Below are 25,632 nucleotides of genomic sequence, written 5' to 3'. Positions count from 1 at the left end.
TGTCTGCTGTGGACGGTGGTCACCAGCGCCAGCCGTCCCGGCCGGTGTCCGGTACGGACTCCACGCTGAGGTGGGCGTGGAGTCCGTGGTCGGTCAGCCAGGTCTGGACGAGCTGCCCCTGCGCGACCGTGTTGTTGTAGATGCCCATCGACGTGCTGTCCTGCCGGACGCACCAGATCTGCCCCTCGCTGTCCGGCTGGTAGCCGTCCAGCACCACGTGGGCGCCGGGTCGCGGCAGGCCACCGTCGGGTGTCGAGGTGAGGTACTCGTCGCCGTACAGCAGGTAGAAGCACCTGTCGGCGCCGCGCTGCCCGGCCAGGATCGGCTGCCACTGCCGGGCGGCGGACGTGTGCGGCAGCAGTTGCACCGGCCGGTTCTCGACGCCGTCCGGGTCGGCCACGCCCAGCTCGGCCTCGCCGCCGTCGACCGTCGGCACGTGCAGGATGTCCCGTCGCTGTTCCAGGTCCGTCGCCGAGGAGAAGAACCAGCGCTGGTACGGCGAGTCGGTCGCGTCCCGGGCGGCCAGCAGGAAGTCACCGGGCAACGTGGTGAGCGCCTGGTTGGTCACGTAGTTGAGCAGGGTGTACGTGCCGTCGCCGGTTGTCACCGGCCGCCACAACTGGTCGAGCGACGGCGACCAGCTCAGCGCGGCGCGGGCGTCCCGGGCCGCGTCCGCCAGGCCCAGGTACCGCCCGTCCGGGACGTTCCCGTCCCGTACCCGCTGGAGGCGGAGGTGACCGGGCACCTCGTTGTCCCAGTCCAGTCGCCACTGCTGCGCCCGCGACGGATCGTACGCGGTGTCCACGACCAGCGGCCCGCCGCCGGGCTCGGCGTCGGCGACGGTGGTGGTGCCGGCGTTGCGCAGCAGCGCCTGACCGGGCGTCGTGGGCGTGGCCAGCGGCGGCACGTCGGCGGCGGCGCGCAGGTCGAAGGTGTACGTGACCGGATGGTGGTCGGACAGCACGATCGTCGTCTGCGTGCGGGCGTTGAGGAGCCGGGGCGCCCCGTTGCCGAAGTCGGTGACCGCGTAGTCGTACGACGAGACCGGGCCCCACGTCGGGTGGGTGGGGCTGGGCGGGCCCATCACCCCGTACTGGTTCGCCGGCAGCGCGGCCCGCAACCCGGGCGGCTCCCGGTTGAAGTCGCCGAGCACGATCCACTCGTACGGGCCGTTCGGGCCGGGGTTGGCCTGCATGTGCGCCCGGACGTTGGCCAGCGTGGTCGGCATGTCGTTGCCGCTGCCCGACCAGCCGTGCACGGTGAAGAAGACCGTCTGGCCGATGCGTACGCCGAGCGCCGGCCGGGCGTTCGCGGCGCCGGCGACGACGATCACCTCGTCGGCCCGCTGGGCGGTGGCGATCGCCAGGTTGACCCGGTTGGGCCCCTGGTTCGAGGTGTCCGTGTTGAGCCAGTACAGGTGACGGGTCGCCTCGCCCAGCAGGGGGCCCAGGTAGTACTCGTGCACCGGTGGGAAGACGCCGTGGTTCTGGAACACGTTCTGGTCGTGCCGCGCCATCTCGTGCGCGCTGCCGGCCGGCGGCGACCCGGCCTCCTGGAGCGCCGCGACCAGACCGCCCTGGCTCAGGAACCCCACCACCGTGGAGTACTTGTTCTGGTAGCCGCCGTCCCCGCCGGAGCCCGCGCCCTCCATGTTCCAGGTCAGCACCGTCTGGTGGTTCGGGGCGCGCGGGTCGAGTTGGCCGACGTCGCGCAGGAACAGCGACGGCCACCGCTCACCGGTCCGCACCGCGACGCCGTTGCCCGCGTAGTTCGCGGTCTCCCGGCCGGACCAGTCCTTGATCGGCGCGCCGCCCTGGCTCAGCGGCGCGAACGCGCGCGGGTCCGCCGCGTCGGAGCCGAACTGGTGGATCGACTCCGCGTCGCCGTCGCCGGCCGAGTACGGCTCGTACGGCAGGAACGGTCCCCCGGCGACGGCCTGTTTGATCAGCGTGTTGTGGTGGAAGACGTTCTGCGGGCCGGACGAGCCGGACCACTTGATCGCCTTCGCCGCCGCCGCCCACCAGATCGGGAACCAGGTGCCGTCCTCCAGCTCGCCGCCCTCGCCGCCGCAGTTGACCGTGCAACTGCCGGACCGGTGGTCGTACGGGATGCGCACGGTGTTGCCCTCGAACAGGTTGTAGCGTTCCCAACCACCGTGCAGGTTCAGGTCGGAGTCCAGGTCGTTGCCGAAGGCCACGTTGCCGCTGGCCGACCACTGGAAGGTGAAGTGCCGCAGGTTCCGGCTGGTGTTGTAGGCCCAGAGCGAGTCCCACACCCGGCTGCCGCGCAGGTAGCCGTTGCCGCCCTTGCCCTTGTTCCACGCCCCGTCGAACGTGTTGCGCTCGATCTGGAGGTTCCGGGCGACCTCCGTGACGATCGGGTGCGAGCCGGTCATGGCGCCGGACAGCCCCCGTACCCAACTGTTCGCCGCCCACTTGAACGCGATGCCGTGCATGGCGTACTCGGGCGCGAGGTTGCCGTAGTTGTGCACGGCGTCGGTCGGGCTCGGCTGGTAGACGCCGCCACGGAGCTTGGGCAGGCCGGTCATCTCCTGGGAGAACGCGAAGTTCTCGAAGCCCACGCCCTCCACCGCCCGCAGCGGGGTGATCTTGCTGGGGTAGACGGCGCCGCCGATCGGCGCGGATCCGTCCGAGGTGGAGTCGACCGGCACGTCGTACTCCAGCGGGCGGTCCAGCGTCACGGTCTTCGCGGACGTGTTCACCGCGACCGCCCGGAACATCTGCTGACGCATGTGCAGGTTCTCGCGGGCGCCCGGATCGCTCGGGGAGAGCCCCTGCTGCTCGTAGAAGCGCAGGCTGTTGGCCGCGCCGACCCAGACGTGACCGCCGGCGCGGAAGCCGTCCATCTTCGCCTTCGCGTCGAGGTGGATCACGCTCTGCCCGGCGCGGGCCGAGAAACCCGGGTCGCCGGCGGCCGCGGCCAGCTTCACCCCGGAGGCCCAGTGCTGGTTGACCGAGCCTTCGAACAGGTCCTTGCGGTTGGCCGGGGCGGAGGCCCACTCGTCGGCGTACCGTTCGGCGACCTCGCGGGTCTGCACCTTGAACAGGGCCCGACCGGGCCAGATCCAGCCGCCGCTGCCCGCGTCGGGGGCGACGCCGTACGTCATGGCGTCCTGGTTCCACCGGCTGCCGTCGGCGGTCAGCGTGTCGTAGCGGGTGTCGACGTCCGGGCGGAACACCACGTGCGTGCCGCCACCGCCGGCGCCCTGACCGCGCAACACCAGGAAGTTCGCGTCGACGTAGATCTGCCGGGAGATGTCGACCCGCCCGGCCGGCAGCGCGATCAGGGACAGCCGGTGGGCGTTGCCGGACGGCGAGCAGCCCGCCTTGATCCGGTCGATGGCGGACTGGAGGCCCGCGCTGTCGTCCACTCCGTCGTCGGCACGGACGCCGAACTCGCCGGCCAGCCGCGCCGGGTCGATCGTGCAGGCGCCGCCCGCCAGGTCCCCGTCCGACGGCAACGCCTGACCGCCCAGGTAGCCGACCCGGGACCAGTCGGGCATCCCGGCGACGGCCCCGATCCGGTTGCCGGCGGTCAGGTCGGCGTCACCCGCGAGACCCGCCACCGTCGACGGCGGCGCCGTCCCGGCCACCGTCGACGGCGGCGCCGTCCCGGCCACCGTCGACGGCGGCGCCGCCGCGACCGGCGACGGCGGGGACAGCGCGACCATCGGTACGAGCAACAGACCCGACAGGGCGCGGACGACGCGGACCATGGCTCACTCCCCGGCTCGGTGGCTCGGTACCGACAGCGGCGACGCTCTCCCGCAGGACGCCCGGCGACCGGCACGAAGCCGACCGGACTCCAGGCCCATCGACATTCTCCCCACCAGATAGATTGACATGGTTGCCGGCGAGTGAACACCCCTCAGCGTCCGGGCAGCCGACCGGCCCGGGCAGGGGCGACCGGGGAAGGGTGACGGTGGACGATCGCGACGAGGCGGTGTCGGTCTTCACCGGCGTGCGGTCACGCCTGTTCGGCATCGCGTACCGCATGCTCGGCAGCGTCAGCGAGGCCGAGGACCTGGTGCAGGAGGTCTAGCTGCGCTGGCAGGCCACCGACCGCCGCGCGGTGACCGCCCCGGGCGCGTTCCTGGCGACCACCACCACCCGGCTGGCCATCAACGAGTTGCAGTCGGCGCGCAGACGCCGGGAGACGTACGTCGGGCCGTGGCTGCCGGAGCCGGTCGACACGAGCGCGGACCCGTTCCTGGGCGCCGAACGCGGGGAGGCGCTGGCGCTCGCCGTGCTGACGCTGATGGAGAAGCTGACGCCGCACGAGCGGGCGGCGTACGTGCTGCGGGAGGCGTTCGACCACCCGTACCCCCGGATCGCCGAGATCCTCGACGGCACCGAGCCGGCGGCGCGCCAACTGGTCAGCCGCGCCCGCCGACGCCTCGCCGGCGCGCGGCGGACCCCGACGCCGCAGGCCGCCCAGCGGCGGCTGCTGGCGGCCTTCGTCGACGCCGCCCGCGGCGGTGACCTGCCCGCGCTGGAACGGCTGCTGGCGGCGGACGCGACAAGCGTCTCCGACGGCAACGGCGCGCGTGGGGTGGCCCGCCGGGTCGTCGTCGGCGCGGACCGGGTGGCGCGGTTCCTCGCGACGTCCGCGAAGTGGTTCTGGGCCGGCGTGGACGTGCGGTGGGTCGAGGCGAACGGGCACCCCGCCGCCGTGCTGAGCCGGGGCGGCACGCTGCTCGGCGTGGTCGCGGTGGTCGCCTCCGAGGCCGGCGTCGAACAGTTGCTGTGGATGTTGAACCCCGACAAGCTGGGCGCTTTCGCTCCGGTCGCCGGGGCGCCGCCGGTCCGGTCGTGACGGCGGGCGGCCGGTGACCCGTCGGGGTCACCGGCCGCCCGTCCCGACGGCTCAGCGCGACGACAGCCACTGCCGGTAGGTGGTGGTCACCAGGACCGCGCCCTCCGGGGCGGTGAGCACGTCGCCGGGCACCGCGCCGAACACGCCGGCGATGGGGTCGACCACGACGGCGCGGGGGTCGCCCTTCGCGGCCAACGCCACCCGGCCGAGCTCGTCGAGGCCGAACACCTCGGGGCCGGCCACGTTCCGCACGCCGCGCAGCGGCGCGCCCACGGCCACCCCGGCCACCGCCCGCGCCACGTCGGCCGACGCCATCGGCTGCACCGGCGTGGCGGGCAGCCGTACCGTGTCGCCGTCGGCGGTCCAGGACAGGATCGCGTCGACGAACTCGAAGAACTGGGTGGCGCGGACGATCGAGTACGGCGCCGGGCCTGCCGCGACCAGCTCCTCCTGCAACGTCTTGGCCCGGTAGTACGCGACGTCCGGCACCTGGTCGACGCCGACGATGGACAGCACCACGACGTGGCCGACGTCCTCCCGCCCGGCGGCGGCGAGCAGGTTGCCCGTGGTGGCGCGGAAGAAGTCGGCCGACGTCTCGTCGAAGCTGGGCGAGTTCGTCAGGTCCAGCACGACGTCGGCGCCCTTGAGCCCGGTGTCGAGGCCCTCGCCGGTGAGCAGGTCCACCCCGGTGCTCGGCGACAGCGGCGTCGCCTCGTGTCCCTGCGCCCGGAGGATCGTGACGACCTGCGACCCGATCAGTCCGGTACCACCCAGCACGGCGATCTTCATGCCCCTCACACCCTCTGTCTCGGTCGGCGACGCCGGATGTCCTCCGGCGTCGCCAGCTAGGACCGGACAGCCGCCCCGGTTGTGACAGCCACGGCCGGACGATCCGCGGCGGTCGTGGCCGTGGCGGCCGGCGGCGGGGTCAGCCGGGCGGCCCGGGCGTACTCCGAGCAGTTGACGTAGGAGCTCTTGACGTGGGCCGGGAAGTGGTCCGGCGTGATGTCGGTCATGCCGGCCAGTCAACCGGCGCGGCGTCCCGGTCCGCCAGGTACACCCGTCCCGAACGGACCGGGACGCCGCGTCGCCGTCCGGCTCACCCGCGGGCCGTGGCGGCCGAGAGGTGGGCGCGGAGCACGTCCAGCACGGCGGGCGCCTGCTCGGCCAGGAAGAAGTGGCCGCCGGGAAGGACGTGCAGGTCGAACGGCTCCCGGGAGTGCCGCGCCCAGTCCCGCGCCTCGTCGAGGGTGGTGTGCGGGTCCCGGTCGCCGGTCAGCACGGTGACCGGGCAGGGCGGCGGCCCGTCCGGCCGCCACCGGTACGTCTCGATCGCCCGGTAGTCGCCGCGCAACGCGGGCATGATCATTTGCAGCACCTCCGGGTCGCCCAGCAGCGCCGCCTCCGTGCCGCCCAGCCGGCGCACCTCGGCGGCGATCCCGGCGTCGTCGCGGGCGTGCACCGACTCCGTCCGGGTCCGGTGCGGGGCGCGGCGACCGGAGGCGAACAGGTGCAGCGGCTGGTCCGGATGGTCGCGGCGCAGCCGCCGGGCCACCTCGTACGCGACGACGGCGCCCATGCTGTGGCCGAACAGGGTCAGCGGCCTCGGCCCCCACCCGGTCAGCGCCGCCCGCAGCCGGTCGGCCAGCACGCCGATGTCGTCCACGCAGGGCTCGGCGCGCCGGTCCTGACGGCCGGGGTACTGCACGGCGACCACGTCCACCTCCGGCGCGAGGGCCTGGGCGACGGGCCGGAACCAGCTCGCGGACCCGCCGGCGTGCGGGAAGCAGACGAGCCGGCGCGTGGTCGGGTCGGTGGGCTGGAAACGCCGGAACCAGAGGGCGTCGGTCATGTCGTCCTAACTCGTCGGCGCGGCGTCCCGCGCGGTGCTTGTCGGCGCGGTGCTTGTCGGCGCGGCGTCCCGCGCGATGGCCGTGCAGGTGAAGACGTGGTCGTCGGTCTGGGCCCACCGGCCGACGAGACCGGTGAGCGGCCCGCCCGGCGTCACCGGCCCGGCGGTGAGCAGGGTCGCGGTGAACGTGCCGTCCGGGACGAGGACGATGTCGGCCTCGTCGAAGTCCAGGAAGCGGTGGGTCAGCGGGAACCACGCCTTGTAGACCGCCTCCTTCGCGCTGAACAGCAGGCGGTCCCAGGCGATCCGGGGCGTCTGCGCGGCAAGTCGACGGATCCGGTCCAGCTCGGCGGGCAGCCCGATCGCGTCGAGGATCCCGTCGGGCAGCGGCGCGTGGGGCTCGGCGTCGATGCCGACGGTGACCAGGTCGGTCTCCCGGGCCAGGACGCACGCCCGGTAACCGTCGCAGTGGGTGATGCTGCCGACGATGCCGGCCGGCCAGCCGGGCGCGCCCCGTTCCCCCGGCAGGATCGGCGCGGCGGGCCGACCCAGTCGGCGCAGCGCGGTCCGGGCGCACCACCGGGCGGCGGTGAACTCGTCCCGACGTTTCGCCACCGACCCGCCGAGGACGGCCTCCTCCTCGGGGAACAGCGCGATCCGCTCCGGCGGGTCACCGAACGTCTCGACCGCCACGGCGCGGGCGGGCACGATCGTGGCGATCACAGCCGCCCCGCCCCGAACCAGGTCTCGGCGGGGGTGCCCGGATCAGGCAGGATCTGCCGTGGTCGGCCGGGGGTCGGCACGCCCCGGGCCCGCCACTCGCGGGGATAACCGAGCGACACCTCCTCGAAGCGCACGCCGTCGTGCCAGGTGGTCCGGGGGATGTGCAGGTGCCCGTAGACGGCCGCCGCCGCGCCGAACCGGGTGTGCCAGTCGGCGGTCCGGACGGTGCCGCACCACTGGGCGAAGACCGGGTAGCGCAGGATCCGGGTCGGGGTGCGGACCAGCGGATAGTGGTTGACCAGCACGGTGGGCAGGGCGGGGTCGAGGTCGGTCAGCCGTTTCTCCGTCCTGGTGACCCGGTCCTCGCACCACGCCTCGCGGCTCGGGTACGGGTCGGGGTGCAGCAGCATCTCGTCGGTGCACACCACACCGGTCTCGTAGGCGTGGGCCAGCGCCGCCTCCTTCGTCGTCAGGCCGGGCGGCAGGAACGTGTAGTCGTACAGCAGGAACAGCGGGACGATCCGCGCCGGGCCGCCCTCGCCGTGCCAGACCGGGTACGGATCCTCGGGCGTGACCACCCCCAGGTCGCGGCACAGCTCCACCAGGAGCTCGTAGCGCTCGACGCCGCGCGCGGTGACCGGGTCGTCGGGCGGCGTCCACAGCTCGTGGTTGCCCGGCGCCCACACCACTTTCGCGAACCGCTCGGCGAGCAGGCCCAGCGCCCACCGCACGTCCGCGAACCGTTCGGCGACGTCCCCGGCGACCAGCAGCCAGTCGTCCGGTGACCCGGGACGCATCCGGCTGACGATCTCCCGGTTCTCGGCGTGCGCGACGTGCAGGTCGCTGACCGCCGTCAACCGGCCGTCGGCGGTCACGGCAGCGCGCCCGGGGCGGCGTACCGGGCGACCAGCTCCCGCTTGAGGACCTTGCCGCTGGCCCCGAGCGGCAGGGCGTCGGTGAGCACCACCAGGCGGGGGTACTTGTGACCGGCCATCCGCTCGCGGCACCAGGCCACGATCCGTCCGGGCAGCTCACCGTCCGCCGCGTCGGCGGGTCGCGGCACGACCACGGCGCAGACCTCCTCGCCGAGCGTGGGGTGCGGAACGCCGATCACCGCGCACTGGGCCACCGCCGGGTGCCGGATCAGCGTCTCCTCCAGCTCACGCGGGTAGACGTTGAAGCCGCCCCGGATCACCAGGTCCTTCTTGCGGTCCACGACGCGCAGGTAGCCGTCGGCGTCGAACAGGCCGAGGTCGCCGGAGCGGAGCCAACCGTCCACGACGGTCGTCGCCGTCGCCTCCGGGTGGTTCAGGTAGCCGGCCATCACGTTGTGCCCCCGGACGACGATCTCACCGATCTCGCCGACGGGCACCGGCTCGACGCGGTCGTCGACGTCGGCGCGGGCGATCACCACCTCGACGCCCCAGATCGGCCTGCCGACCGTGCCGGGCCGACGCGGCCACGCCGGCTGGTTGTACGCGACCACGGGCGAGGCCTCGGTGAGCCCGTACCCCTCGTAGACCGGGCAGCCGAACCGCTCCTCGAACGTCTCCAGGACCGCGACGGGCAACGCCGAGCCGCCGGAGAACGCCCGGTCCAGCGGCGGGACCGGGCCGTGCTCGGTCGCGGCGAGCAGCGCGTGGTACATCGTCGGGACGCCCATCAGCACGGTGCAGCCGTGCGCGGCCATCAGCCGCACCGCCCGCGGACCGTCGAAACGGTCCATCAGCACCATCGTCGCGCCGGCCCGGAACGTCGTGGCCATGCCGCAGATCTGGCCGAACGTGTGGAACAGCGGAAGACAGCCGAGCAGTACGTCGTCGGCGACCATCGCGAACGGCGACTCCCTGCCCAGCTCGACGTTGAGGAACACGCTGAGGTGGGTGAGCATCGTGCCCTTGGGCCGCCCGGTGGTCCCGGAGGTGTAGAGGATCAGCGCGACGTCCTCCGGCGCGCGGGGCACCGGACCGGGGATCGGCTCGGCGTCGCGCGCGAAGTCGCCGGTCAACGTGAGGACCGGCGTGCCGGTGGCGTCGGCGGCCTCGACGCCGGCGTCGGATCCCGGCCCGTCGGCGCGGACCAGCACGGCCGCCGCGGAGTCGGTGAGGACGTACCCGATCTCCCCGGCCCGCAGCGTCGTCGGCAGCGGCACGACGGTCGCGCCCAGCGCGAGCGCCCCGAAGTAGGCCATCGGGAACTCCGGCGAGTTCGGCAGCAGCAGCGCCACCCGGTCGCCGGGGCCGATGCCGTGCCGGCGCAGCACCGTGGCGTGGCGGCGGGCGCCGGACCACAGTTGGCGGTACGTCAGGGTGACCGCGTCGGTGACGAGCGCGGGATGGTCCGGGCGACGCAGGGCCGACTCGGCGAGCACGGTGGCGAGGGAGACGGACATGCTCAGCCGCTCGCTTCCGCGGCCAGTCGGGCCTTGTCGGGCTTGCCGATGCCGGTCAGCGGCAGGGCGGCGCGGAGGTGGAACCGCGCGGGGGCCTGCTTGCCGGACAGCCGGGTGGCGACGTGCTCCCGCAGCTCGTCCCCGGTGAGGTCGTGGCCGTCCCGGGGGACCACCGCGGCGTGCAGGTGCTCCACCCGGTCGCCGTCCACCACGGCGAACACGGCGGCCTGGGCGACGCCGGGATGCGTCATCAGGGCCCGCTCGACCACCGCCGGATAGATCTTGATGCCGTTCGTCTTGATCACCTCTCCCCGCCGGCCGCAGATGGTGAGGTAGCCGTTCGCGTCGAGGAAGCCCAGGTCGCCGGTGTGGAACCAGCCGTCGCGCAGGGTCCGGGCGGTCAGCTCCGGATCGGCGACGTAGCGGGTCATGCCGTACGACGTGCGCACCTGGATCTCCCCCACCCCGCCGGTCGGCAGGTCGCGCCCGTCGGTCTCGTCCCGGACGCGCACCTCGGCGAAGACGGGTCGGCCCGCGGTGCCCAGCAGCGCCGGGTCACCGTGCTCGACCGGGGTCAGCATGGAGATGGCCGCGGCCTCGCTGGTCCCGTAGACCTGCAGGAGCACCGGGCCGAACCGCTTCGCCGCCAGGGCCAGGCGCTCCGGCGAGGCGGGCGCGCCGGTGTAGCTGAGCACCCGGACGCTCGACAGGTCGGCACGGTCGATCGCCGGATGGTCCAGCAGCAGGTAGAGCTGGGACGGCGAGACGAGCAGCCGGGTCACCCGGTGCTCCGCCACGGCGTCCAGCACGGCGCCGGCGTCGAAGCCGTCGTGCAGGACCACCACGCCGCCCGAGGCGAGCGTGTCGTCGGCCGCCTGGCCGCTGGAGTGGCTCATCGGCAGGGTCGCCAGGTACGTCGCCCGGTCCGCCTGCTGGAGGCCGCCGGTGATGAAGCCCCGCCGGGTACGGAAGCTGAGCACGATGCCCTTGGGTCGGCCGGTGGTGCCGCTGGTGTAGGTGACGACCGCGTCGGCCCCGGCGTCGACCGCCACCGTGGACTCGTCGAACGCCCGGTCGCCCCGGGTCAGGTCGACGACGTCGAGGCCGAGCCGGCCGAGCGCCGCCAGGTGCGTCGCCGAGGGGAGGCTGTCGCGGACCGCGCGGGCCCGGTCGACGTTCTCGGCGTCGGTGGCGAGCACCGTGACGCCGGTCTCCTCGACGATGCGCCGGAGGGCGTCGAGGCCGAGCCGGTCGTTCGGGTCGACGGCGTTCGTCGTGTGCAGGTGCGCCGCGGTCGCGCCGACCAGGTTCGCGGCGTACCGGAGGATCAGCGTGGCCGGGGAGTTGGTCACGGTGAGGATGCCGACCACCGGGGCCGGGCCGCCGGCGAACCGCCGCCGGAGCACCGCGGCGGCCGAACGGACCGTGCCGGCGAGCTCCGCCGCGGTCATGGTGACGTTCCGCCCGACCATCACCACCTTGCCGGGATCCTCGCCGAGGACCTGGAGTATCCGACTGACGTACGTGTCGTTGGCGGGCATGGCGGATTCGCCTCCTCGCGTGGCGGAATTGCTGCGAGCATAGCGGCCCGTCAATAAAACACAAAGTGTTCGCCACGGCTGTCACGGCACCTGCCGCATTCACTCGGAGCAGCCACCGTGCCGCTATCAAGACGATATTCGGCGCTGCCAGGATAAGCGTCCACCGGAGCGGATCGCCGTGAAACACAGAGAGTGGGTCGACTCCCTTGTCGCATTACCTCGACGCCCTGCGGCGGCTGCGCCACGACCTGGAGTCCGCCGGGCACCAGCGCGAGTTCCTCGAGGTCGTCCGGGTCGCCGGCAGCTTTCCCACGGCCCGCAGCAACCGGGACGGCACGCCCGCCGAGATCAGCGTCTGGTGCAGCAACGACTACCTGGGCATGGGGCAGCACCCCGGCGTGCTGGCCGCGATGCGCGACGCCATCACCGCCTCCGGCGCGGGCGCGGGCGGCTCCCGCAACATCGCCGGGACGAACACCTGGCACTCGGAGCTGGAGCGCGAGCTCGCCGAGCTGCACGGCAAGGACGACGCCCTGCTGTTCGCCTCGGGCTACACCGCCAACGAGGGCGCGCTGTCGGTGCTCGCCGGGCGGATCGAGGGCTGCCTGGTGTTCTCCGACGAGAAGAACCACGCCTCGATCATCGACGGGCTGCGGCACAGCGGTGCCGAGAAGCGGATCTTCCGGCACAACGACCCGGACCACCTGGAGGAGTTGGTCGCCGCCGAGGACCCGGCCCGCCCCAAGATGATCGTCACCGAGTCGGTGTACTCGATGGACGGCGACATCGCGCCGCTGGCCCGGATCGCCGACATCGCCGACCGGTACGGGGCGGTGACGTTCCTCGACGAGGTCCACGCCGTCGGCATGTACGGCCCGCAGGGCGCCGGCATCGCCGCCAGCCTGGGCCTCGCCGACGCGTTCACCGTGGTCATGGGCACCCTGGCGAAGGGCTTCGGCACCACCGGCGGCTACATCGCCGGGCCGGCCGACGTGATCGACGTGGTCCGGGGGCTGGCCCGGTCGTTCATCTTCACCACCGCGCTGCCCCCGGCGGTGGTGGCCGGCGGGCTCGCCGCGGTACGGCACCTGCGCCGCTCGGACGCCGAGCGCGTCCGGCTGCGGGAGAACGCCACGCTGATGCACCGGCTGCTGCGGGAGCGCCGCATCCCGTTCCTGTCCGACGAGTCGCACATCGTCTCGGTGCTGGTCGGCGAGGACGCCACCTGCCGGCGCATCTCCGACCTGCTGCTGGCGCGGCACGGCATCTACGTCCAGTCGATCAACGCGCCCAGCGTCCCGGTGGGTCGGGAGATCCTGCGGGTCGCGCCCGGCGCGGTGCACTCCACCGACGGCGTGCGCGGCTTCGTCGACGCGCTCGACGCGATCTGGGGCGAGCTGGCGCAGAGCCGCTCCCCCACGTCCAGGGTGACCGTCTCGACGTCCTGACCCGTCCGTCCGCCGACCCGAAGGACCCCTGTGGCCGACCAGATCACCGTCACCCCCGGTCTCGCCGGGTACCTGCGCGAGGTGTCGCTACGCGAGGACGACATCCTGCGTGAGCTGCGCGCGGAGACCGCCGACCTGCCCGCCGGCGCGGCGATGCAGGTGCCGCCCGAGGAGGGCCAGCTCCTCGCGCTGCTCGCCGGCCTGGTGGGCGCCCGCTCGGTCCTGGAGGTCGGCACGTTCACCGGCTACAGCACCCTCTGCCTGGCCCGCGCGCTGCCGCCGGACGGCCGCCTGGTGACCTGCGACATCACCGACCGGTGGCCGTCGATCGGGGTGGGCTACTGGCAGCGGGCCGGGGTGGCCGACCGCATCGACCTGCGGATCGGCGACGCCCGGGAGACGCTGGCCACGCTGCTGGCCGAGGAGGGGCCGGGCGGCTTCGACCTGGTCTTCGTCGACGCGGACAAGACCGGTTACCCGGACTACTACGAGCTGGGCCTGTCGCTGACGCGTCCGGGCGGGCTGATCGTCGTCGACAACACGCTGTTCTTCGGTCGGGTCGTCGACCCCGCGGCCGAGGACCCGGACACCGTGGCGATCCGCGAGCTGAACGCCCGGCTGCGTACCGACGAGCGGGTGGACCTGAGCCTGCTCGCCGTCGCCGACGGCGTCACGCTGCTGCGCCGCCGGCCCTGAGGCCGGCGGCGTCGTGCGGTCAGGGCAGCCGCGTCGCGACCGCCAGGCGCGGCCGGTCGCACCGGGGGCAGGTGGCGCAGCCCGGCTCGGTGGCGGCCCGGCGGTACCGGTTGAGCCGTCGTACCGCCTCGACGTAGTAGCCCGACGGCTCCTCCCGGTACAACCGCTCCCGGACGTACAGCCAGGTCAGCCAGGACATCCGGTAGCAGCCGCAGTCCTCGACGCTCAGCAGGTGCGCGTCGGCGAGGTCGTCCAGCAGCTCCTCGGCGCGGTCCGTGGGGCACTTCAGGAGCACCCCGACCAGCCCCGGCCGGATGCAGCAGTTGCTGACCATGCCCAGCCGGCGCAGGACGAGGCGCAGGTCGCCGCCGGCCCGGCCCCGGCCGGCCAGGCCGTCGTGCGCCCGGTCCAGCGCCGCGCGTACGGACAGGTCGCCGTACTCCAGCTCGTCGAGGACCCGCTGCGGATCGGCGAGCCGACGCGCGGCCGCGTCGAGCCGGCGGCCCGGCCGCCGCATCAGCCGCAGGCCCGCCACCCGCAGCGCCAGGGGCAGCCCGCCGCAGGCCCGCGCGATCCAGCGGGCGGCCTCCGGCTCGGCCCGCAGCCGTTCCCGGCCGACGCCGGACGCGAGCAGTTCGAGCGACTCGTCGTCGTCGAGCGGTTCGAGCTGGATGGTGCGCGACCAGCCCAGCTCGACGAGGCGGTAGCGGCTGCTGACCAGGACCCGGCTCTCACCGCTGGCCGGCAGCAGCGGCACCACTTGGGATCCGCAGGTGGCGTCGTCGAGCACGACGAGGACCCGCCGCCGCACGATGATCGAGCGGTACCTGGCGAGCCGGTCGGCGCTGCCGCCGGGCACGGCGTGCTCGGGCACGCCGAGCCCGACGAGGAACCGGGCGGCCACCTCGGCGGGGTCGGCGACGTTCTCGATGCTCGCGTAGAGCTGCCCGTCCGGGAAGTCGTCCCGGGCGGCGTGCGCGGCGCGCAGCAGCAGGCTGGTCTTGCCGGCGCCGGGGCCGCCGGTGATGACGGCGAGCGGTCCCGGCCGGGTCCCTTCGGCGCGCGGCGCGCCGAGCAGCGCCGCGAGTTCCGCGACCTCCCGGCCCCGGGCGGTGAGGTCGGGTGAGGCGGGCGGCAACTGCGCCGGCAGGGGCGCCGGCGTCACCGCCTCCGCCGCCGGGGTCGCCGGCTCCGGCGCGGCGGGCTCCTCGGGCTCGACGCGTACCGTGGCGGCGGGCGGCGGCTCGTCCTCGGCGCGCAGGATCCGGCCCTGGATCGCGCGCAGCTCGACGCCCGGCTCCATGCCGATCTCGCCGATCAGGGCGGCCCGGGTGCGCTGGTAGAGGTCGAGCGCCTCGGGACGCTGACCGGCGCGGGCCAGCGCCAGCATGAGCCGCCCGACGAACGCCTCGTTGAGCGGCTGCTCGCGGACGATCTGCCGCAGCTCGGGCAGCAGCTCCGCGTGCCGGCGCAGGGACAGTTGCATGTCCACCCGCCAGCCGAACACCTGCAACCGCAGCTCGCGCAGGCGGGCGCCCTCGAAGTCACGCAGCCGGGGCGACGGCACGTCCAGGAACGGCTCGTTGCGCCACAGCCCGAGGCTCTTGTCGAGCTCCGCCACGGCGCCGGGCAGGTCGTCGCGCTCGGCGAGCCGTTTCGCCGCCATCCGGTGCGCGTGGAACCGGCCGAGATCGGTCTCGTGTTCCGCCGCCCGCAGGAGGTAGCCGGGGGCCCGGGTGACGATCCGCGCGGAGCCGGACTCGCCGAGGGTCTGGCGCAGGCGCATGACGTAGGTCCGTACCGTGGCCGCCGCGCTGGGCGGCAACGGGTCGTCCCAGACGAACCGCGCGATCCGGTCGACCGGCACCACATTGTTCGGGTTGAGCAGCAGGGTGGCCAGGACCACCCGCTGCCGGGGGGCCGAAATTGTCACCTCACGTTCATCGGAGCGGACCGCCAACGGGCCGAGGAAGAGAAACTCCACCTGATTACCCCTTTAGTTTCGCACCGTTCACGATGATCTTCGGAAAGGCCGCTAAAGAGCTGAATCGCTCACCTGCCCGAAGGTGGCGCCGGTATTTTCGGATCGGTTGCGCGGGTGCGGGTCACCCGCCGTGGATGCCGCCGTGGCCAGCCCCGACCGGCTGGCGCAGGAGGGTCCGCCGGGTCGGGGACACCCTGCCGCGACCTGTCGTGGGTGCCGACCGCGGCCGACCGTCCCGGCGCGACGGGCCCGGACCTGGCGTGCCCGTCCGCGGTCACCGCGCCCCGGCGGGCCGCCACCGGCCCCGGGAGCGGCCCGGTCGGTCCGCGCCGCCGGTTGTCGCGGGCGTCCGTCGCAGACCACCCGCCCGCCGCCCCCGCGGCCCGCTGATCATGCCGCTGAGCTGCTCCGGCGAGTCGGGTCGCCGGCACTCACCCCGCCGGGACGAGAAGGGAGCCGTGCGCCACATCCCAGACCACCCTCTCTGCATGTATTCGAATATATACATTGCGTAATCCTTTGGCTCTCCCGGGCGGGACGGATCACGCCCACCCCGACCCCCGCGTGGCGTCCACCCGCGCGGCGGGAGCGCCCGTCAGCGGGCGGCCGGCGTCAGGTCCACGGCGTCCAGTCGCATGGTGGTCGGGCCGTCCCACGTCGCCGGCGTCAGGTGCAGCCGCTGGACGTCCGGGGACGCCGGGTCGGCCAGGGCGGCCCGGCAGGCGCAGTGCGCGTCGTCGAAACCGGCGAACCGGTAGGCGATCTCCATCATCCGGTTCCGCTCGGTCGGGCGGAAGTCGGCCAGGAAGTGCGCGCCCGAGCGGGCCGCCTGGTCGGCCAACCAGCCGAGCAGCGCCGATCCGGCCCCGAACGAGACGACCCGACAGGAGGTGGCCAGCAGCCGCAGGTGCCAGACGTCCGGATGTCTCTCGACGAGGATCACCCCGATCGCGCCGTGCGGACCGAACCGGTCGGTCAGCGACGCCACGAGCACCTCGTGGCGCGGATCGCCCAGCAGGCCCCGCAGCGTCCCGTCCGAGTAGTGCACGCCGGTGGCGTTCATCTGGCTGGTGCGCAGGGTGAGCTCCTCCACCCGGCTCAGCTCCGCCTCGGTGGCGCGGCCGACGCGCAGCACCAGGTCGAGCGTACGCAGGAAGTCCTCGTCCGCGCCCCGGAACCCGGCCCGCTCGGCGTCGCGCCGGAACCCGGCCTGGTACATCTGTCGGCGACGCCGGGAGTCCACAGTGCTCGTGGCGGGGGTGAACGCCGGCAGGTCGGCCAGGGTCGACGCCGCCTCGGCCGGGTAGCAGGCCACCTCGGGCAGGTGGTAGGCCACCTCGGCGCGCTCGGCCGGCTGGTCGTCGATGAACGCGATCGCGCCCAGCGCGAAGTTCAGCTTCTCGGCGATCCGGCGGACCGACTCGGACTTCGGTCCCCAGCCGATCTCGGGCAGGACGAAGTACTCCGCCAGGCCGAGCGCCTCCAGCCGCGCCCACGCCTGGTCGTGGTCGTTGCGGCTGCACACCGACTGGAGGATGCCGCGGGAGTCCAACTCGGTCACGATCCGCCGGACCGCGTCGTCCACCACGACCTCGCCGTCCTCCAGCAGGGTGCCCCGCCACAGCGTGTTGTCGAGATCCCAGACCAGGCACTTCACCGTGCTGCTCATGTCCGCTCCCCCGCGCCGGCGCCCGCCAGCACGTGATCGGCCAGCAGAAGCTGGCACATCTCGTTGCTGCCCTCGATGATCTCCATGCACTTGGCGTCCCGGAGCGCGCGCGCCACGGCGGTCCCGTCGCGGGCCCCGGCCGAGGCCAGCACCTGGACGGCGACCGCGGCCCCCCGGGCGGCCTCGGTGGCGCTGACGTGCTTCGCCAGCACGGTGGCGAGCACCTGGTCCGGGGAGCCCTGGTCCCAGCAGCGGCTGGCGTGCTCGCACGCGTGGGTGGCGTTGCGTTCGGCCACCAGCAGCTCGGCCAGGTGCCGGGCGACGAGCTGATGGCCGCCGATCGCCCTGCCGAACTGCTCCCGGGTACGCGCGTGCGCGCCGGCGGCGGCGAGGCAGGCGCGCAGGATGCCGACGCAACCCCAGGCCACCGACATCCGGCCGTACGCGAGCGCGGTGGTGACCAGCAACGGCAGGAACTGCCCACCGCCGCCCAGCAGGTACGCCGACGGCACCCGTACGGCGTCGAGGCGTACGTCGGCGTGGCCGGCGGCACGGCAGCCCAGCGGGTCGGCGATCCGGTCGACCCGGACCCCGGGCGCGGCCGTCGGCACCACCACCGCCCCCGCCCCGCCGTCGTCGTCGAGGACGCCGAAGACCACCACGAGGTCGGCGTACGCGGCGGCCGTCGACCACGTCTTGACCCCGGTCACCACGACCGTGTCACCGTCGCGGACCAGCCGCGTCGTGATGGCCGACAGGTCACTGCCGGCCCCCGGCTCGCTGAACGCGACCGCGGCGAGGTCACCGCCGGTGAGCCGGGCGAGCAGATCGGCCCGCTGGTCGTCCGCGCCGAGCCGGTCGATGGTCCAGGCCGCCATGCCCTGCGACGTCAGCACGCTGCGCAGCGACGAGCAGAGGCTGCCCACGTGCGCGGTGAACCGCCCGTCCTGGGCGCTGTCCCAGCCCAGGCCGCCGTGCCCGGCGGGCGCCCGGGGGCACAGGTAGCCGCCGGCGCCGAGCTTCGTCAGCAGGTCCCGGGGCAGCCGGCCGGAGCGGTCCCACTCCTGCGCCCGGTCGCCCACCAGATCGGTGACCATCGCCTCGGCGGCGGCCACGGCGTCGGTCACGGCGTGCCCCGCAGCCGCCGCACCAGGGCCACCATGCTGGTGACCGTCCGGAAGTTGTTCAGCCGCAGGTCCGCGCCGCGGATCGCGATCCGGTAGGTCTGCTCCAGGTGCACCACGAGCTGCATGGCGAACAGGGAGGAGAGGCCGCCCGCGGCGAACAGGTCGACCTGCGGGTCCCAGGAACGCCTGGTCTGCGCCTCCAGGAACGCCAGGATGTCCTTCTCGACCTGGCTGCCGGGGGCCACGTCGTCGCGGGCTGCCGTGCCGTCCATCGCTTCCATCACATCTCCGTAGGGGTGTCGGCGGATCAGTGGGCGTACTCGTAGAAACCGCGTCCCGACTTGCGGCCGTGGTGGCCCAGTCGGACCTTCTCCAGGAGCAGGTCGCAGGGGCGGCAGCCGGCGTCGCCGGTGCGCTCGTGCAGCACCCGCAGCGAGTCGACGAGGTTGTCGATGCCGATCAGGTCGGCGGTGCGCAGCGGCCCGGTGCGGTGGCCGAGGCAGTTCTCCATCAGCTTGTCGACGTCCTCGACGCCGGCGGTGCCCTCCTGCACGATCCGCGCCGCGTCGTTGATCATCGGGTGCAGGACGCGACTGGTCACGAAGCCGGGGGCGTCCCGGACCACGATCGGCTCCTGGCCCAGGGCCGCCAACGACCGGCCGAGCGCGAGCATGGTGTCCTCGCCGGTACGCGCGCCCCGGATGACCTCGACCGTCCGGATCAGGTACGGCGGGTTCATGAAGTGGGTGCCCACCACGTCGGCCGGACGTCGCGCGAACCCGGCCAGCTCGTCGATCGGGATCGACGACGTGTTGGACACCAGCGGCGTGCCCGGACGCAGGATCGTGGAGATCTCGGCCAGGACCTTGGCCTTGACCGCCAGATCCTCGGTGGTGGCCTCGACGACGATCGTCGCGTCGGCGGCGCCGGCCGGCGTGGTGGCCGTCTCCAGCGGACCCGTCACCGTGCCCTCGGGCAGCTTGCCGAGAAGCTGGGCGATACGCAGCTCCCCGTCGATCCGCACGCGGGCGTCGGCCAGCCGGGCCCCGTCCACGTCGACCAGCAGGACGGGCAGGCCACGGGAGATCGCGAGGGCGGTTATGCCGACCCCCATGACGCCCGCGCCGACCACGGTGATCCGTTCGCCGGTGGGTTGGTCGTTCATCGTCGTGTCGAACCTCTCCGTGGTGGGTCAGGACAGGAGCTGGTCGAGCCACGCGGACACCGCGTCGCTGGTGGTGTCCACGTGCTTCTCGAGCATCGAGAAGTGGTCGCCGGGCACGTCGACGACGGTGGTCGCGCCGGGCCAACGCGACCGCCAGTCGCCGGCCGACGGCCCCACCTCACCGAGCGGGCTGGACGCCCGGACCAGCAGGGTGGGCGCCGCGACCCGGGGCGGCTCGTAGTCCTCGAGCAGGCGGAAGTACCGGCCCATGGCGGTCAACCGGGCGGCGTCCATCGGGACCGCCTGCTCCTCCCGGTCGAACATGCCGCCCAGCAGCACGCTGTTGAACTGGGTCATCGCCTTGTCGGTGGCCAGGTAGGTGTCGAGCAGCACCACGCCGGCCGGGCGCACGCCGCGTCGCTCCAGCTCCGCGGCGACCCCGTGGGCGGTGATGCCGCCGGAGGACGAGCCGAGCAGCACCAGCCGCCGGTCCGGGCCGAGCCGCGCGACGATCTCCTCGGCCTGGTACTCCAGCACCGCCGCCATGCTCGCCGGGACCCGCTGGCCGGGCGCGAACCCGGGCGCGGGGAGCGTGCTCGCGCCGTACGTGCCGCGGAACCGCCCGACCAGCCGGGCGTACTGGTGGCCGCCGCCGAGCGCGACCAGCGACCCGAAGCAGACCAGCTCCGGCGCGTCGTCGTGCACGGCGATCCGCAGCAGCTCCGGCGGCTGCGCCGAGTCACGCAGCTCGGCGGCGGTGCGGAACTCCGGCCGTAGCGCCGAGACGTTCTTGAGCAGGTCGATCGCCTCGTCCGACTTGCCCCGCCGGGCGAGCTGCCGGAACAGCGTGCCCACCGGGTCGTCGTCCGCCGACCGGGCCGGGGCGCGCGCCGGGGCCGCCGGCCGCGCGGCGGCGTGCGTCGCCGCCCACTCGGTCCGCACCAGCTCGGCGAGCTTGGCGGGCGTGCCGCTGGAGAACACCACGGTCGGCAGCAGGTTCAGGCCGGTGGCCGCGGCGAGCCGGTTACGCAGCTCCAGCGCGGTCAACGAGTCGAAGCCGACGGCCAGGAAGGCGTCCTCGGCGTCGACCGCGGTGGCGTCGGCGTGGCCGAGCACCTGGGCGGAGTGCGTCCGGACCGCGTCGAGCAGCAGGGCGAGCTGCCCGTCGGCGTCGGCCGTGGCGAGCCGGTCACGCAGGCCCGGGTCGACCGTGGCGGCCCCGGCGGCGGGCGCGCGGACCAACGAGCGGAGCAGGTGCGGCGCCGGGGCGGCGCGGAACGCCGCCAGGTCCAGCGCCACCGGGACCAGCAGCGGCTCGGCGCGGGACAGCGCCGCGTCGAACAGCGCGACGCCGACCTCGGCGGTCAACGGTCGCACCCCGCCACGGGCCATCCGGCGCACGTCGGCGTCGGAGAGCGCCCCGGTCAGGCCGCTGCGCTGCTCCCACAGCCCCCAGGCGAGCGCGGTGCCCGGCAGTCCGGCCCGTCGGCGCAGGCTCGTCAACGCGGCGGCGGCGGCGTTCGCGGCGCCGTACGCGGCCTGACCGGGACCGCCGAACAGCGCGGCCACCGAGGTGTAGACGACGAACGCGCGCAGCGGCAGGTCCCGGGTCGCCTCGTGCAGGTTCCACGTGCCGTCGACCTTCGGCGCGAGCACCCCGGCGAGCCGTTCCGGGGTGACGTCGGCGAACAGCGCGTCGTCGAGCACGCCGCCGGTGTGCACCACGGCGGTCACCGGATGCGCGGCCGGGACGCCGGCCAGGGCGGCGTCGAGCGCGGCCCGGTCGGTCACGTCGCACGCCTCGACGCTCACCCGCGCGCCGGCCCCGGTCAGCTCGGCGACCAGCTCCCCCACCCCGGGCGCGGCCGTCCCCCGGCGGCTGAGCAGCAGCAACCGGCGGACGCCGTGCTGGCCTACCAGGTGTCGGGCGAGGATGCCGGCGAGCACGCCGCCGCCCGCCAGCAGGACGGTGCCGGCGTCGTCGAACGGGCCGACCCGGCCGGCGGCCGGCGGCGCCGGACGCAGGCGGGGCACCAGGATCCGGCCGCCGCGCAGCGCCGCCTCCGGCTCGTCACCGGCGAGCAGCGCGGGCAGCAGGGCGGCGGTGCCCGCCGGGTCGTCGGAGTCGACCAGGACGACCCGGCCCGGGTGTTCCTGCTGCGCCGAACGGACCAGGCCACGCACGGCCGCGCCCGCGACGTCCACCGGCCCGTCGTCGAGGTCGACCGCGCCACGGGTGAGCACGACCAGCGGCGGGGTCGCCGCCGCCGGGCGGGCCAGCCAGTCGCGCAGACCCGCCAGGACGGCCGTGGTGGCCGCGCGCACCGACGCCGGGGCGGCGTCCGGGGTCGGTGGGCAGACCAGCAGCGCCGCGTCCAGGCCGGCGACGTCGCCGACCGCCTCCGGGGCGCCGGCCGGGACCAGCCGTGGGTCGTCCGAGCCGAGCCAGGCCCAGTAGCCGTCGACCGGAGCCCCGGCCGGGCGCTCCAGCGGGGTCCACTCGACCCGGTACAGCGAGTCGGTCACCGGACGCAGCGAGTCGAACGACGCGCTGCGCATGGTGAGCGTGCCGACCGTGACCACGGCGCGGCCGTCCTCGTCGGTGACGTGCAGCGAGATCGCGTCCGGGCCGGCCGGGCGGAGCGCGACCCGCAGCACCTGCCCGGCCCGCGCGCCGGACCAGAGGCGTACCCGCTGCCAGGCGAACGGCAGCGGCACGCCCGTCCCGGCGGGCTGCTCGGCGTCGTGGCGCTCACCGGCGTCGCGCAGCGTGACGGTGTGCAGGAACGCGTCGAGCAGCGCCGGGTGCACCGGGAAGTCGGCCCCGACCAGCTCGGACAGGCTCGCCTCGGCGAACACCTCGTCGCCGCGTGACCAGGCCGCGCGCAGGCCCCGGAAGGTCGGACCGTACTCGACCCCCCGCTCCGCCAGCACGCGGTACAGCTCGCCGACCCGCATCTGCCGCGCGCCGGCCGGCGGCCAGGTCAGGTGCTCCGCGGCCGGCGGCGCGGCGGCGGCCGGGGCGAGCACCCCGGTGCCGTGGCCGGTCCACCCGGCGTCCGGCCCCGCCGACTCGATCCGGGAATGGACCTCGACGGTACGGCGTCCCGCCCCGTCCGGCCCGCTGACGGTCAGCCGCAACTGGGCGGCGTCGTCGCGGGGCAGCAGCAGCGGGGCGGCGAGGGTGAGGTCCTCGACCAGGGGGCAGCCGAGCTGACCGCCGACGTGCGCGGCCATCTCGACGTACACGACGCCGGGCAGCAGGACGGCGCCGCGCACCGTGTGGTCGGCGAGCCAGGGCTGCTCGGTGAGCGACAGCCGGCCGGTGAAGACGGTCCCATCGGCGGCGGGCAGGTCGACCGCGGCGCTCAGCAGCGGATGCCCGGGGTCGCGTTGCCCGATGGACGCGGGGTCGCCTCCGGCGCGGGTCGCGTCGAGCCAGTAGCGCTGCCGCTGGAACGCGTACGTGGGCAGGTCGACGCGGCGGGCGTCGACGCCCTCGTACGCCGGACGCCAGTCGACGTCCAGCCCCGCCACGTACGCCTGCCCCAGGGAGGCGAGCAGCCGGGCGCCGCCGCCGTCGTCGCGGCGCAGCGTCTCGACGACGGTGAGGTCGACGGAGCCGGCGGCGGCGTCCTGCAGGTTGAACACGAGCGTCGGGTGTGGACTGACCTCGACGAACGTGCGGTGACCGGCGTCGAACAGCAGTCGGGCGGCGTCGTGGAACAGCACCGGCTGCCGCAGGTTGCGGAACCAGTACCCGGCGTCGAGCGTGGTCCCGTCGACCCACGCGCCGTCCACCGTCGACACCATCGGCACGTGCCCCGGTCGTGGTCGCAGCCCGGCGAGTCCGGTGCGCAGCGCGTCGCGGACCGGCTCGACGTCGGCGCTGTGCGGGGCGTAGTCGACCGGGGCCCGGAACGCCATCACGTCCGCCCCGGCCAGGAGGTCGTCGAGGGCGTCGGCCGCGCCGGCGAGCACCACGACGCGGGGACCGTTGACCGCGGCGACGGAGAGCCGGCCCCCGTACGGCGCGATCAGCTCCTCGGCCTCGGCGGCGGAGAGCAGCACGGTGGCCATTCCGCCGTCCCCGGTCACGGTGGCGAGGGCGCGGCTGCGACGGACCGCGACGGCGGCGGCGTCCTCCAGACTGAGGATGCCGGCGACGCAGGCGGCCGCGACCTCGCCCTGGCTGTGCCCGACGACGGCGGCCGGCTCGATGCCGTGGGCCTGCCACACCGCCGCCAGCGACACCAGGACGGAGAACAGGACCGGTTGCAGCACCCGCACGTCGGCGAGGTCGGGCGCGCCGGGCTCCTGACGCAGCACGGCGACCGGGGACCAGTCGAGGTGCGCGGCGAGGACCCGTTCGCAGTCGGCCATCCGCGCGGCGAAGGCGGACGAGTCACGCAGCAGGTCCCGGGCCATGCCGGGCCATTCCGCGCCGAGACCGGGAAAGACGAAGACGGCCCGGTCGGGTCTGGCCGGGGCGGCGCCGAGCACCGCGGCGACGCCGGCCCGGGCCACCGGCGGGGCCTCGTCGCGGGCCACCGAGGCGAGGGTGGCGAGCAGGTCGTCCCGACCGGCGGCGACCACCACCGCCCGTTCGGCGAACCGCGAGCGGCCCAGCGCCAGGGACAGCCCGACGTCGGCCGGACGCAGACCCGGGTCGGCGCTGACCCGGGCGTGCAGCCGGGCGGCCTGGGCACGCAGCGCGGGCCGGGTGCGGGCGGACAACGCCCAGGCCACCGGCCCGTCGGCGGGCGGCGGGGCCGCGGAGCCGGCAGCGGGCGGCGGGGCGGCGGCGGGCGGCGGGGCGGCGGCGGGCGGGGCGGACTCCAGGATGAGGTGGGCGTTGGTGCCGCTCGCGCCGAACGACGACACCCCGGCCCGCCGGGGAACGCCACGGTCGGGCCACGGGGTCGCGGCGCGCAGCAGCGTCACGTCGCCCTCGGTCCAGTCGACCTGGTCGGTCGGCTCGTCGATGTGCAGCGAACGCGGCAGCAGACCGTGCCGCAGCGCCAACACCATCTTGATCACCCCGCCCACCCCGGCCGCGGCCTGGGTGTGGGTGAGGTTCGACTTGAGCGAGCCCATCAGCAGCGGCCGTCCGGCGGGCCGGTCCCGGCCGTAGACCTCCAGGACGGCCTGCGCCTCGATCGGGTCGCCGAGGACGGTGCCGGTGCCGTGCGCCTCCAGGGCGTCGACGTCGGCCGGGGCGAGCCCCGCGTTGTCGAGCGCGGCCCGGATGACCCGCCGCTGGGCGGGACCGTTCGGGGCGGTGAGGCCGTTGGACGCGCCGTCCTGGTTGACCGCCGAGCCCCGGATGACGGCCAGCACCGGATGGCCGTGGCGGCGGGCGTCGGAGAGCCGTTCGAGGACGACCACGCCGACGCCCTCGCCGAACGCGGCCCCGTCGGCGTCCGACGAGAACGACTTGCACCTGCCGTCACCGGCCAGCCCGCCCTGCCGGTGCGCGCCGCTGAGCACCCCGGGCGTGCTCATCACGGTCACCCCGCCGGCCAGGGCGAGCGAGGTGTCCCCGGCCCGCAGCGCCTGACAGGCCAGGTGGATCGCGACCAGCGAGGACGAGCAGGCGGTGTCCAGACTGACCGCGGGCCCTCCGAGCCCGAGCAGGTAGGACACCCGGCCGGAGACGACGCTGGGGATGGCGCCGGTGCCGAGGAACCCGGCGAGGTCCTCCGGGGTGCGGCCGAGCCGGGCCCCGTAGTCGCTGTTGATCACGCCCGCGTAGACGGCGGTGTCGCCGCCGCGCAGGCTGTGCGGCGCGATGCCGGCCCGCTCGACGGCCTCCCAGCAGACCTCCAGCAGCAACCGCTGCTGCGGGTCCATCGCGATCGCCTCGCGCGGCGAGACACCGAAGAACGCGGCGTCGAAGTCGAGCGCGTCGGTCAGGAAGCCACCCCTGAGCACGGGGGTGGCGGGCAGGTCCCAGCCCCGGTCGGCGGGCGCCTCGGTGACGCCGTCGCGTTCGGCGACCAGCAGGTCCCACAGCTCGTCGGGGGTGCCGACCCCACCGGGGAACCGGCAGGCCGTACCGACGATCGCCACCGGCTCCCGCAGCCGCCCGGCGAGCGCGTCACGCTCCTGCCGGAGCCGCTGGTTGTCCAGCAGGGAGGCGCGCAGGGCCTCGACAACCTGATCTGCCGCCATGGCGGTCCTCTCCTTGTCGGACTGG

18 protein-coding genes are annotated in these 25,632 nt (G+C 74.6%); 4 read left to right on the top strand and 14 right to left on the bottom strand.

Translation table 11 applies throughout. The features are described from left to right. Nucleotides 1-19: 19 nt before the first annotated feature. Nucleotides 20-3,736 carry a hypothetical protein gene (locus O7606_RS03040; protein ID WP_281597447.1) on the bottom strand — a complete coding sequence of 1,239 codons (3,717 nt, stop codon included), beginning with the start codon at nt 3,734-3,736 and terminating at the stop codon, nt 20-22. A gap of 206 nt (nt 3,737-3,942) precedes the next feature. Here O7606_RS03040 and O7606_RS03035 point away from each other — a divergent pair, with 206 nt between their 5' ends. Both O7606_RS03035 and O7606_RS03030 read left to right on the top strand, forming a co-directional pair. Further along, nucleotides 3,943-4,062: a sigma factor gene (locus tag O7606_RS03035; RefSeq protein WP_281597446.1), complete on the top strand. Its 120-nt coding sequence runs from the start codon at nt 3,943-3,945 to the stop codon at nt 4,060-4,062. 30 nt (nt 4,063-4,092) lie between these two features. Continuing rightward, nucleotides 4,093-4,836 (top strand): sigma factor-like helix-turn-helix DNA-binding protein, encoded by a 744-nt coding sequence (locus tag O7606_RS03030; protein ID WP_281597445.1) that lies wholly within the window; start codon nt 4,093-4,095, stop codon nt 4,834-4,836. A gap of 51 nt (nt 4,837-4,887) precedes the next feature. On the opposite strand, the gene O7606_RS03025 is transcribed toward O7606_RS03030, so the two are convergent. The 7 genes from O7606_RS03025 to O7606_RS02995 form a co-directional block, all read right to left on the bottom strand. Beyond that, entirely contained in the window at nt 4,888-5,625 is a 738-nt protein-coding gene (locus tag O7606_RS03025) for an NAD(P)H-binding protein (protein WP_281597444.1), read from the bottom strand. Nucleotides 5,626-5,681: 56 nt separating this feature from the next. Beyond that, complete coding sequence (locus O7606_RS03020) at nt 5,682-5,852, bottom strand: hypothetical protein (RefSeq protein WP_281597443.1); 171 nt, start codon at nt 5,850-5,852, stop codon at nt 5,682-5,684. A gap of 83 nt (nt 5,853-5,935) precedes the next feature. Continuing rightward, nucleotides 5,936-6,688 carry an alpha/beta fold hydrolase gene (locus O7606_RS03015; RefSeq protein WP_281597442.1) on the bottom strand — a complete coding sequence of 251 codons (753 nt, stop codon included), beginning with the start codon at nt 6,686-6,688 and terminating at the stop codon, nt 5,936-5,938. 6 nt (nt 6,689-6,694) lie between these two features. Then, nucleotides 6,695-7,411: a 4'-phosphopantetheinyl transferase superfamily protein gene (locus O7606_RS03010; protein WP_281597441.1), complete on the bottom strand. Its 717-nt coding sequence runs from the start codon at nt 7,409-7,411 to the stop codon at nt 6,695-6,697. Then, entirely contained in the window at nt 7,408-8,286 is an 879-nt protein-coding gene (locus O7606_RS03005; RefSeq protein ID WP_281597440.1) for a metallophosphoesterase, read from the bottom strand. The genes O7606_RS03010 and O7606_RS03005 overlap by 4 nt, the downstream gene beginning before the upstream one ends. Further along, on the bottom strand, nt 8,283-9,803 hold the full coding sequence (locus tag O7606_RS03000) for a long-chain fatty acid--CoA ligase (RefSeq protein ID WP_281597438.1): 1,521 nt from the start codon (nt 9,801-9,803) through the stop codon (nt 8,283-8,285). The genes O7606_RS03005 and O7606_RS03000 overlap by 4 nt, the downstream gene beginning before the upstream one ends. A gap of 2 nt (nt 9,804-9,805) precedes the next feature. Then, on the bottom strand, nt 9,806-11,344 hold the full coding sequence (locus O7606_RS02995; protein WP_281597437.1) for an AMP-binding protein: 1,539 nt from the start codon (nt 11,342-11,344) through the stop codon (nt 9,806-9,808). A gap of 206 nt (nt 11,345-11,550) precedes the next feature. Here O7606_RS02995 and hemA point away from each other — a divergent pair, with 206 nt between their 5' ends. Continuing rightward, nucleotides 11,551-12,792 carry a 5-aminolevulinate synthase gene (hemA, locus tag O7606_RS02990; protein WP_281597436.1) on the top strand — a complete coding sequence of 414 codons (1,242 nt, stop codon included), beginning with the start codon at nt 11,551-11,553 and terminating at the stop codon, nt 12,790-12,792. A gap of 30 nt (nt 12,793-12,822) precedes the next feature. Then, entirely contained in the window at nt 12,823-13,488 is a 666-nt protein-coding gene (locus O7606_RS02985) for a class I SAM-dependent methyltransferase (RefSeq protein WP_281597435.1), read from the top strand. Nucleotides 13,489-13,507: 19 nt separating this feature from the next. Here the strand turns inward: O7606_RS02985 and O7606_RS02980 are convergent, their stop codons facing one another. The 6 genes from O7606_RS02980 to O7606_RS02955 all read right to left on the bottom strand — a co-directional run bounded on the left by O7606_RS02980 (nt 13,508) and on the right by O7606_RS02955 (nt 25,607). Then, nucleotides 13,508-15,472: a BTAD domain-containing putative transcriptional regulator gene (locus O7606_RS02980; protein WP_281597434.1), complete on the bottom strand. Its 1,965-nt coding sequence runs from the start codon at nt 15,470-15,472 to the stop codon at nt 13,508-13,510. 595 nt (nt 15,473-16,067) lie between these two features. Continuing rightward, on the bottom strand, nt 16,068-17,141 hold the full coding sequence (locus O7606_RS02975) for an HAD-IIIC family phosphatase (RefSeq protein ID WP_281597433.1): 1,074 nt from the start codon (nt 17,139-17,141) through the stop codon (nt 16,068-16,070). Continuing rightward, nucleotides 17,138-18,268 (bottom strand): acyl-CoA dehydrogenase family protein, encoded by a 1,131-nt coding sequence (locus O7606_RS02970; RefSeq protein ID WP_281597432.1) that lies wholly within the window; start codon nt 18,266-18,268, stop codon nt 17,138-17,140. Before O7606_RS02970 ends, O7606_RS02975 begins: the two co-directional genes overlap by 4 nt. Further along, complete coding sequence (locus O7606_RS02965; RefSeq protein WP_281597431.1) at nt 18,265-18,549, bottom strand: acyl carrier protein; 285 nt, start codon at nt 18,547-18,549, stop codon at nt 18,265-18,267. Before O7606_RS02965 ends, O7606_RS02970 begins: the two co-directional genes overlap by 4 nt. Before the next feature lie 26 nt (nt 18,550-18,575). Then, entirely contained in the window at nt 18,576-19,433 is an 858-nt protein-coding gene (locus O7606_RS02960; RefSeq protein WP_281597430.1) for a 3-hydroxyacyl-CoA dehydrogenase family protein, read from the bottom strand. A gap of 27 nt (nt 19,434-19,460) precedes the next feature. Next, entirely contained in the window at nt 19,461-25,607 is a 6,147-nt protein-coding gene (locus tag O7606_RS02955) for a type I polyketide synthase (protein ID WP_281597429.1), read from the bottom strand. Between the last annotated feature and the right edge of the window lie 25 nt (nt 25,608-25,632).

Origin of the sequence: Micromonospora sp. WMMD882 (assembly GCF_027497255.1) — a bacterium.
Taxonomy (GTDB): domain Bacteria; phylum Actinomycetota; class Actinomycetes; order Mycobacteriales; family Micromonosporaceae; genus Micromonospora.
The sequence above is the reverse complement of the archived record's forward strand: the minus strand, read 5'-3'. Positions and strand labels throughout refer to the sequence as shown.